Genomic DNA, 10157 nt, shown 5'->3' with positions numbered 1-10157 from the left:
AAATAAAAAGGTTTGTCAGTAATCTGAGTAAATCTGACAGATTTACTTTATCTAAATCAATGGTAGAAGAGATCTTGCTTTTTCCTTTGCTATTTTCTAAAGAGAGCTCTGTAATTTTATACGTAATACCATGACTTAATAAATCTAATGCTAATTTCTGGAGTTTTGTATCATCGAGACTAGAGTTATACAGTTTAAATTGCTCCATTAAACCAAGATTAACATAGTTATAAATATTATTTACCGCTTTAGCATCAAAACTACTTGTTGAAGTAAAAGTAACTTTACCTAAATTAAAAGATTGTCCATTAATTTAACCATCTAAATTTAGTGCAATCTTGCCATCACTTTCTAAACAATCATTTTTAATGATACCTGTATTTGATGTTGTTATATCATTGATATTAATTAGATCTCGTTTTTTATTAACTTTCACACTTTGTATAGATAAAATATATTATAGCAATCGATTACATAATATTTTTTAAGCATTTGATGAATAAATCATCTATAACCATACTTACTTCACATAAACCCGATAATTCTCACTTTCTTCCGTTGGCTTTATCAGTGAAATAATCTGCTTCTCTTGCGTATTTAACCTAAGCGATTGCCAGTTTTTTCCTGGCTCTTCGATATCGTTAGATTGCGATACGCCTAACTTATCATACCAAAAGAGCTTATATACCATTTGTAGCGAATGTTGGCTTATGTTCTTTACAGAAAGAGAATCAGATTTTGCATCAACTTCAATGTAAGGATTGATAGTTGCATCAATGTTTACAATCGGTTCTGATTTGCCCGTAATGTAACTTTGCGGATTACTCCCACAAGCGGTCAAAAAAAGTGAAAAAATTGCGAAGGGTATCCATTTAAACATCATTATTTACTCAACATTTTGCCTAAAGGCTCGCCACCGACTAAATGCATATGAATATGGAAAACTTCTTGGCCGCCGTGTGCATTACAATTCATAATCAAACGATAGCCGTCTTCCGCAATACCTTCTTCTTTTGCGATTTTGGCTGCCACCGTAAATAAACGCCCTAATGTTTTTTCGTCTTCTTCTGTCACATGATTTACTGTTGGGATGAATTTATTTGGAATGATTAGAATATGGACGGCTGCTTGGGGAGAAATATCCCGAAAAGCTGTAACAAGCTCGTCTTGATATACGATATTCGCAGGGATCTCCTTACGAATGATTTTACTGAAAATCGTTTCTTGATATTGTTTTTCTGTCATGATGTTATCCTCTTAAAATAAAAAATTATTTTGCTAAACAACGAGCAACCGGCGCAAAACTTTTACGATGAAAAGGCGTTGCACCGAGTTCGGTTAATTTTTCAAAATGAAGTTTGGTTGGATAGCCTTTATGTTTGGCAAAACCATATTCAGGAAATTGTTTATCTAACTCATCCATTTCTAAATCACGAGCCACTTTTGCAAGAATAGAGGCTGCGCTAATTTCTTGCACCAAACTATCGCCTTTAACCACTGCTTGAGCAGGCATGCTTAATGTAGGAATGCGATTCCCATCAACCAGAACGAAATCTGGTTGAATATGTAATCCCGCCACTGCACGTTGCATCGCAAGCATCGTAGCATGAAGAATGTTGAGTTGATCAATTTCCTCTGGCTCAGCTCGTCCTAATGACCAACTTAGCGCTTTGGCTTTAATTTCTTCCGCTAATTTTAACCGCTTTTTTTCAGAAAGTTTTTTAGAATCAGTCAGCCCTTCAATCGGATTATTGGGATCCAGAATAACCGCTGCGGTGACCACCGCTCCCACTAATGGACCTCGCCCCACTTCATCAACTCCGGCAATCAATTTAGCGTTAGGGTAAATAAATGCTGTCACAGATCCTCCATACGAAAATGACGTTGGCTTTTACTTTCTTGGCGACTTTCAATTAACCGATGATAATTTTCAAAACGAATAGGATCGATTTCGCCTTTCTCTACGGCTTCACGGAGGGCGCAACCAGGATCTGAGCCATGTTTACAATCTCGGAATTTGCAAGTCCCAAGCACAGTTTGAAACTCTCGATAACCTAGCGTAATTTGATTAGGCTCTAAATGCCATAATCCAAACTCACGAATACCGGGGGAGTCAATCAGATTGCCACCAAGCGGTAAATGATAGAGTCGAGAAGCAGTGGTGGTATGTTGCCCTAGACCTGAAACATCACTCACCGCACCTGTTAATGCATTAACTTCAGGTAGTAGTTGATTAATAAGGCTTGATTTTCCAACACCGGATTGTCCAACAAAAATCGAGGTTCCTTTCTGTAAATAGCGATGTAGTTGATCCATATTTTCGCCCGTATCTGCCGATAACATCAAGGTTTCATAACCAATACGTTCGTAAATCGCTAACTGTTTTTTGACCGCTTGTCTTTCTTCTTCAGAGAGTAAATCCACTTTATTTAACACAATGAGTGCTGGAATTTTTGCCGTTTCACAAATGACTAAATAGCGATCAATAATATTCAACGATAAAGTCGGCAGAACCGCAGAGACAATAATAATTTGATCGATATTAGATGCCATCACTTTAATGCCATCATAATAATCCGGGCGGCTTAACTCATTTTTACGTGGATAAACAGCCTCAATTACACCGCTAATGCCTTGTAATTGCTCACTACCTAAACGCCAAGAAACATTATCGCCCACAACAACGTTTTTAAGGGTTCGGCGTAAATTACAGCGATAAACCTCACCGTTACTTGTTTCCACATCTGCGTGCTTAGCGTGGCGGGTTACCACAACACCTTGTTGAATCTCGCCTAACATCTCATCTTGCCATTCAAATTCTTTTTTCGAAATACGTTTATGATGGTTAGATTGGATACGGCGTTGTTGATTTTGGGTTAATCTTCGTTTGCTCAAAGGGCTTCTCTCATCAATAAAATTGTGTGTAAGGATACTAAAATTTCACGTAATAGCCAATGGAAATATGTTAGGAATAGAGGACGAAAATCGCTGTTCGATACTAGTATTTCTAGCCCTTTTCTTATACCATAAAGGAATAACAAACGCCCCTTTTTAAGGAAAATATATGAAATTACAACAACTTCGTTATATTGTTGAAATTGTAAATCAAAATTTAAATATCACGGAAGCCGCAGAATCTTTATACACATCACAACCAGGTATCAGTAAACAAGTTCGCCTGCTAGAAAGTGAACTTGGTATCAACATTTTTGAACGTAACGGAAAACATATTAAAGGGCTTACGCCGGCAGGGGAAAAAATTATTTCAATTGCTCGAGAATTATTAGTCAAAGCACAAAGCATCCGAGCTGTTGCGGAAGAACAAACTCGCCCGAATAGTGGCGTATTACGCATTGCTAGCCCAAATACACAAGCGCGTTATGTTCTCCCCAAGGTGATTGAACAATTTAAAGCAAAATACCCTAACGTAAGTTTACATCTTCATCAAGGATCGCCTACGCAAATTTATGATGCATTAATGGCAGGTGAAGTGGATTTAGCGATTACCACCGAAGCTCAGTACTTATTTGAAGAGGCTATTTTATTACCGTGCTATATGTGGAACCGCTCAGTTATTGTTAAACCGGATCACCCTTTAGCAAAATATGCGAACCAACCACACTTACTTACTGTCGAAGAGCTAGGTAAGTACGATTTAATTACCTATACCTTTGGTTTTACGGGGCAATCTGATTTGGATAAAGCCTTTAACAAAGTTGGCATTTTACCGAATATCGTGTTTACCGCAACGGATGCAGATGTAATTAAAACTTATGTTCGTATTGGATTAGGCGTGGGTATTATGGCATCAATGGCGCATACTGAAATGGATAGTGATTTAGTTGCAATTAACGCTAGCCATCTATTCCAATCCAGCATGACACAAATTGCGTTCAAACGAGGTACATTCTTACGTAACTATATGTATGATTTTATTAACTTTTTCTCTCCGCATTTAACAAAAATGCAAGTGGAAAAAGCAGAGCAATTGCGAGATAACACGGCAATTTTACGCCTGTTTGAGCATACTCAATTAATGGAAAAATAGGACACAAAATGAAATTTATGACAAAAGCCTTAGCGACTTTATTTGCAATTTCTACGCTAATTTCAACCGCTTATGCGGAAACTTTTAATATCAAATACAGCTCAAATTACTTAATGCCAGCGTATGTTAAATTTAGTAATGGCAATGGGCAATATCAAATTCAATCTAAAATTAATGTGCCACTTTATAATATTATTTTTACAGCAAAAGGTACGGAACGAAATGGGCAATTTAATATGCTAAGTTATCGCGATAGCCGTAATGGAAAAACCTATGCTTTAGCGGAAATTGATTCGAAAACAGTAAAATATGGAAAAGCAAAAGAGCCATTAAAAGAAGAAGCGATGACAATGCCAACGTTTGACCTCTTTACGACCGCATTCCAGCTTAGTTACTACGACCGTTTACCAAACAGTTTCCAAACAACAAACGGGAAAAAATTGTATCCAACAGAGAATGTGAAGTTACAAACATCACAAAAAACGGTTAAAGCAGGTGGAGAAAGCTATCAAGAGATCACTTATAAATTTAAAACAAACGATAATAAATTTATTACCGTGAAGAAATATCAGGGCGAGAAGTTCCCTCGTTATATTTCTTATAATCGCGACGGTGATAATTATGAATTAACGTTTGATAGTTTTGTAAAATAGTAAATCTCCCCCTTCTATAAAATGATCTGTACCCTAAACGTAGAACTAAATAACCTACTGATTAGGGTGCAGATTTAGTAAGAATTTCTGTATAATAACAAGTCATTTTTTACCCGCTTGAGAAATCAATATGTTAAGCCATATCAAAGCCAATCAATCAATAATTTTATCGCTCTTAATTGGGCTATTTTTTATTCTTATTCTACATTTTAAAATCAGTTATAGCTTGATCCCAATTTTACTTGCTTTAACAGGTTTAGGGCTACTTTATCCTTCGATCAAACAAAAAAATGGACAATGGGATAGCCAAACTAAATGGTTGGTAGGGGCTTTCGTTGTTTATTTCTTACTTTTTGTGCTCTCGTTGATTATCCATAAAGGAAAAACGAATGAGCTCGACTTAGCGAGTCGAGCATTATTGGCATTACCGATTTTAGCCATATGTTTACAAACAACATTAAAGCATCTTTGGATCCTCTATGCTATTTTGATTGCTGGATTAATTGCAGGTGCTGTTGCACTGATTCAAGTCTTTGGACTCGGGCTTGCTAAACCTTTTCCGCGTTTTATGCATATTCAAGCAGGCGATATTGTAATGTCACTTGCCGTTTTCGCATTTTGTGCGTTGTTTTATTTTTATGCACAGCGTAACAAAATAATGATAGGGATTAGCCTTATAGCTGCTTTATTTGCAATGATCGCTAGTTTTTTGACTGGTGCTAGAGGGGCATGGATTGGCGTTCCTTTTGTGCTTATCGTAATATTTTGGTTAAATCGTAAGAATTTATCTAAATGGATCACCATCAGCATTGCACTGATTTTTGTTATTGGCGGTTTAGCAACTAGTAATATGATCAAGAGTCGTATTGCTGAAGCTCAAAGCGATATAACCATATACGTAGAGCATAATGATGGCAACAGTTCATTAGGTGCTCGGTTTGATATGTGGAAAAGCGCATTATTAGGTATGCAAGAAAAACCAATTTTTGGCTGGGGATTACAAGGCGTTAAGGAAATGCGCCAACAACATTTAAAAGAGAAAAGAATTTCGAAATCTGCAGCAAATTTCGATCATGCCCATAACCAATTCTTACACGATGGTTCAGCAAGAGGGTTATTAGGATTATCTGCGTTACTGGCTATATTTCTTGTACCACTGAATATTCTTAGAAAAAACTTATCGCTTACATCAACAGGCTCGCTTGCTAATTTATGGGGCGTGATGGGGATTAGTCATATTTTATTAACAATGAGCTATTGTTTGAGTCAAGGATTTTTATCGCATACTTCTGGCGCAATGTTCTATTTTGTTAGTGTTATTTTATTTATCGGTTTGCAAAAAAATGCCATAAATCAATCGCTTATTAAGGAATAATATGCTTCGCTATTGTTATATTTTTCTAATATATCTAATTCAGCCTTTTGTGCTGTTACTGATGTGGAAAAAAGGAATAAAACAACCAGAATATCGTACTCGCATTTGTGAACGCTATGGCTATTATCATAATCTGGTAAAACCTCAAGAAAAAGGGGTTATTATTCATGCGGCTTCAGTGGGGGAAGTAATTGCAGCCACGCCACTTATTCGAGCGATTCAGGATGCTTATCCTTCTTTACCTATTACAGTGACAACGGTAACCCCGACAGGATCAGATAGAGTGAAAGCTGCATTTGGAAATAGTGTGTCACATTTCTATTTGCCCTATGATTTACCTGATGCTATAGAGCGCTTTATTCAATTTGTTGATCCTAAATTAATGGTTGTGATTGAAACGGAACTTTGGCCAAATCTGATCCGTAAATTTGCGTTACATAAGATCCCCTTTGTCATTGCAAATGCAAGATTATCGCCTCGTTCGGCAAAACGTTATGGCTGGATAAAATCCAGCATAAAAAACATGCTTAATGAGATTGATATGATCTTGGCTCAAGATGATGTGAGTGCAAAACGTTACCTTGCATTAGGTTATCCTGAGCCTAAATTAGTCAATACAGGGAACTTAAAGTTTGATTTAGAGATTAACGATGAATTACGAAAGCAAGTGATTCAGACCGCAAATCAGCTCAATATTCATTATCGCCCGATTTGGATTGCGGGAAGTACCCATGAAGGCGAGGAAAAACTGATTTTAGAGGCGCATAAGAAATTATTAGAGAAATATCCTAATTTAGTATTGATTATTGTTCCTCGCCACCCTGAGCGCTTTTTGAATGTAGAAGAATTGATTAAGAAATCTGGATTGAACTATGTGAAACGATCAAGCAATGAACCTTTTTTACCTTCAACGCAACTATTGTTGGGAGATAGCATGGGGGAAATGATGATTCTCTACGGGTTATCAAAAATTGCATTTGTTGGTGGAAGTTTAGTCAAACATGGTGGACATAACCCACTTGAACCTATTGCTTTTGAACTTCCAGTCATTTCTGGTGTACATACTTATAATTTCCCTGAAATTTTTAGTAAATTAAGAGAAGTTAATGGGGTCATTGAAATAGATAGCTCTGTAGAGGCTCTTGTGGAGTCTGTGGAGTTTTTATTACAACATGAGAACGAAGGTAAAAAAATTGCTCAATTTGGTTTTGAAGTATTAAAAGAAAATCAAGGTGCACTTAAACGCCATCTTGCCTTACTTGCTCCTTACTTAGAGAAAAAATATGAGTCGTAAAGTTATTTATGCTGGAACGTTCGACCCTATTACGAAAGGGCATTTAGACATTATTCAGCGTGCTGCTTCACTTTTTGATCAAGTGATTGTTGCTATTGCCAAAAACCCAAGTAAGCAACCACTATTTTCTTTAGAAGAACGAACCGCATTAGTTTCAGAAAGCTGTTTACATTTATCTAATGTGCAAGCGGTTGGATTTAGCGGATTACTTGCAGATTTTGCTTTAGAGCATCAAGCGCAAGCATTAATTCGAGGTATTCGCGGTAGCGATGATTTAGAATATGAAATTCAGTTAGCGCAATTAAATCACAAATTAGCTCATGAACATTTGGAAACGATTTTTTTTCCGCCTTCTGTTGAGCTACGTTATATCTCATCGACAATGGTCAGAGAAATTTATAAACACCATGGCGATATTTCACATTTTGTTCCGCCATGTGTGTTAAATGCATTGGCATTAAAATCAAATAAGGAAAACTAATGTCTCAAGATAAACAAAACCTTATCTGGATTGATCTTGAAATGACGGGATTAGATCCGGAAAAAGAAAGAATTATTGAAATCGCTACAATTGTCACCGATAAAGATCTCAATATTTTAGCGGAAGGCCCAGTGTTAGCGATCAAGCAGTCGGACGAACTCTTAGCAAAAATGAGTGATTGGTGTGTTAAGACCCATACCGAAAATGGGCTGATTGAACGTGTGAAAAACAGTAAACTTACGGAAAGAGCTGCAGAACTTCAAACCATCGATTTTCTTAAACGCTGGGTACCTAAAGGCGCATCACCGATTTGTGGCAATAGCGTTCCGCAAGATAAGCGTTTTCTTTACAAATATATGCCGGATTTAGCAGACTATTTCCACTATCGTCATTTAGATGTGAGTACATTAAAAGAGTTAGCAAATCGTTGGAAACCTGAAATTTTGACGCAATTCAAAAAGCGTAATACGCATTTGGCACTTGATGATATTCGGGAATCCATCAATGAATTAAAATTTTATCGTGAACATTTTATTAAACTTTAAGCCATGACATATTATTTTCCAGATGAAGAAAGCATGTTGCAATTTGGGCAACAACTTGCCACTGCCGTAAAAGAGGTGTTAATTAACCACCCTGATATGGGCGTTGTGATTTATTTAAAAGGCGATTTAGGGGCTGGGAAAACGACTTTAACACGAAGTATCGTGAGAAGTTTTGGGTATCAAGGAAATGTAAAAAGCCCGACTTATACTTTGGTTGAAGAATACCAATTATCGCCTTTTACACTTTATCATTTTGATTTGTATCGTTTAGCGGATCCGGAAGAACTTGAGTTTATGGGGATTAAAGATTATTTCCGCCCACAAACGTTATGTTTATTGGAATGGCCAAGTAAAGGACAGGGAATGATTCCTGAGGCAGATCTTGTTCTTGAACTCGAATATGCAAATCTTGGAAGAAACCTTAAAGTATTACCTCAAAATGATATTGGACTACAAATTAAATATAGCTTGGCAAAATAAAAGAATAATTAGACCGCTTATCTTAGAGTAAAAATATAGGAATAGAATGAAAAAAGTCATACGTTATTTTTTAGTGAGTTTATTTGGACTTATGTTGAGCTCGCTGGGGCAAGCACGAACCGTTGTTGTTATTGATGCTGGACATGGTGGCAAAGATCCTGGGGCTATTGGGAAAAAACTTGGCATTAAAGAAAAAGAAGTTACACTTTCCATTTCAAAAGAGTTAAAAGCTCTTCTTGATGCAGATCCCAATTTTAAGGCGGTTATGACTCGTAATAATGATGTTTTTATTCAATTACCTGAGCGAACAGAAATAGCTCGTAAGAATAAAGCGAATTATTTGGTATCTATTCATGCAGATTCTTCACCGATTTCAAGTGAAATCAAAGGGGCTTCTGTTTGGGTTCTCTCTAACCAAAGAGCCAGTGATGAAATGGGTAAATGGTTAGAGGAGAGTGAAAAACAATCAGAACTCTTAGGTGGTGCCGGACGTATTTTATCAAATAATAATGAACGTTACTTAAATCAAACAGTATTAGATCTGCAATTCTCACATTCACAACGAGCAGGATATGAATTAGGTAAAACTGTCTTAGCTCGTATGGCAAATATGACAACTCTTGCAAAATCTGCGCCACAACATGCAAGTTTAAGTGTGTTACGTTCTCCTGATATTACTTCAATTTTAGTTGAGACGGGCTTTCTTTCTAACCCGATAGAGGAGAAAAAATTAGCAACAGCGTCTTATCGTAAGCAATTAGCCAAAGCGATTTATAACGGTTTGGTTGCATATCGAAATAGTCATGTAAATATCTCGGAATCACGTACTTCAAATGTAAAAGTGAAAGAAGTTAAAGGGAGTAAAAAAGACAAAGATAAAAAAGAAGATACATCAAAAGATGAATTTAAAAAGCCTGTAAAAGAAGTCTCTGCTAAAGAGAAAAAATCAACAAAAGCTGAAAATGCGAAAGATATTGAGCGTAAATCGAACAAAAAAACAGCGGTAAAAAAAGAGGAAAAAAGCGAACGTAAGCAACCTCAAAAATCAAATACCGGTTATCATATCGTGCAACAAGATGAAACGCTTTACTCAATTGCACGAACATATGGCACGACACCAGAAAAATTGAGCCAATTAAACAATATCAAAAATAATCAAATTATTGTTGGGAAAAAACTAAAAATACAGTAGAGGTTTTAAAATCTAACATATAGAGAAAGCTTTAATTACCTCATCCATTACATAGAATAAATTGGCATAGTAGACAAAATGGTTGCTAA

13 protein-coding genes are annotated in these 10157 nt (G+C 36.4%); 8 read left to right on the top strand and 5 right to left on the bottom strand.

Annotation, left to right across the window (positions count from 1 at the left end; all coding sequences use genetic code 11):
* The 5 genes from AM305_RS12135 to rsgA form a co-directional block, all read right to left on the bottom strand.
* On the bottom strand, positions 1-313 hold a 313-nt coding region (locus tag AM305_RS12135; protein ID WP_113680024.1), incomplete at its 3' end, for a DUF945 family protein.
* Positions 314-520: 207 nt separating this feature from the next.
* On the bottom strand, positions 521-883 hold the full coding sequence (locus tag AM305_RS00560; protein ID WP_005822027.1) for a YcfL family putative periplasmic lipoprotein: 363 nt from the start codon (positions 881-883) through the stop codon (positions 521-523).
* Entirely contained in the window at positions 883-1245 is a 363-nt protein-coding gene (hinT, locus tag AM305_RS00555; protein WP_005821160.1) for a purine nucleoside phosphoramidase, read from the bottom strand. Before hinT ends, AM305_RS00560 begins: the two co-directional genes overlap by 1 nt.
* 25 nt (positions 1246-1270) lie before the next feature.
* The gene (rnhB, locus tag AM305_RS00550; RefSeq protein WP_005822025.1) at positions 1271-1861 is read right to left on the bottom strand and encodes a ribonuclease HII; all 591 of its coding nucleotides are present in this window, start codon (positions 1859-1861) and stop codon (positions 1271-1273) included.
* Positions 1858-2895: a small ribosomal subunit biogenesis GTPase RsgA gene (gene rsgA / locus AM305_RS00545; protein ID WP_005822023.1), complete on the bottom strand. Its 1038-nt coding sequence runs from the start codon at positions 2893-2895 to the stop codon at positions 1858-1860. Before rsgA ends, rnhB begins: the two co-directional genes overlap by 4 nt.
* A gap of 169 nt (positions 2896-3064) precedes the next feature.
* Here rsgA and cysB point away from each other — a divergent pair, with 169 nt between their 5' ends.
* From cysB to AM305_RS00505, 8 genes are all read left to right on the top strand, one after another.
* Positions 3065-4048, top strand: coding sequence for an HTH-type transcriptional regulator CysB (gene cysB, locus AM305_RS00540; protein WP_005822021.1), 984 nt, complete (start codon positions 3065-3067; stop codon positions 4046-4048).
* An 8-nt stretch (positions 4049-4056) separates the two neighbouring features.
* A complete protein-coding gene (locus AM305_RS00535; protein WP_005822019.1) occupies positions 4057-4701 on the top strand; it encodes a hypothetical protein in 645 nt (214 codons plus the stop codon).
* A 130-nt stretch (positions 4702-4831) separates the two neighbouring features.
* Entirely contained in the window at positions 4832-6076 is a 1245-nt protein-coding gene (locus AM305_RS00530; protein ID WP_005822017.1) for an O-antigen ligase family protein, read from the top strand.
* Between the two features lies 1 nt (position 6077).
* Complete coding sequence (gene waaA / locus AM305_RS00525; protein ID WP_005822016.1) at positions 6078-7370, top strand: lipid IV(A) 3-deoxy-D-manno-octulosonic acid transferase; 1293 nt, start codon at positions 6078-6080, stop codon at positions 7368-7370.
* Positions 7360-7851, top strand: a complete 492-nt coding sequence (coaD, locus tag AM305_RS00520; protein WP_005822014.1) for a pantetheine-phosphate adenylyltransferase — start codon at positions 7360-7362, stop codon at positions 7849-7851. The genes waaA and coaD overlap by 11 nt, the downstream gene beginning before the upstream one ends.
* Positions 7851-8396: an oligoribonuclease gene (gene orn, locus AM305_RS00515; RefSeq protein WP_005818932.1), complete on the top strand. Its 546-nt coding sequence runs from the start codon at positions 7851-7853 to the stop codon at positions 8394-8396. The genes coaD and orn overlap by 1 nt, the downstream gene beginning before the upstream one ends.
* Positions 8397-8399: 3 nt before the next feature.
* Positions 8400-8876 carry a tRNA (adenosine(37)-N6)-threonylcarbamoyltransferase complex ATPase subunit type 1 TsaE gene (tsaE, locus tag AM305_RS00510; protein WP_035293510.1) on the top strand — a complete coding sequence of 159 codons (477 nt, stop codon included), beginning with the start codon at positions 8400-8402 and terminating at the stop codon, positions 8874-8876.
* 46 nt (positions 8877-8922) lie between these two features.
* Positions 8923-10068 (top strand): N-acetylmuramoyl-L-alanine amidase, encoded by a 1146-nt coding sequence (locus AM305_RS00505; RefSeq protein WP_005822010.1) that lies wholly within the window; start codon positions 8923-8925, stop codon positions 10066-10068.
* Positions 10069-10157 lie beyond the last annotated feature (89 nt).

It is taken from the genome of Actinobacillus minor NM305, assembly GCF_000175195.1.
GTDB lineage: Bacteria > Pseudomonadota > Gammaproteobacteria > Enterobacterales > Pasteurellaceae > Haemophilus_A > Haemophilus_A minor.
Note: the sequence above shows the minus strand (reverse complement) of the source record. Positions and strands in the feature narration are given on the sequence as shown.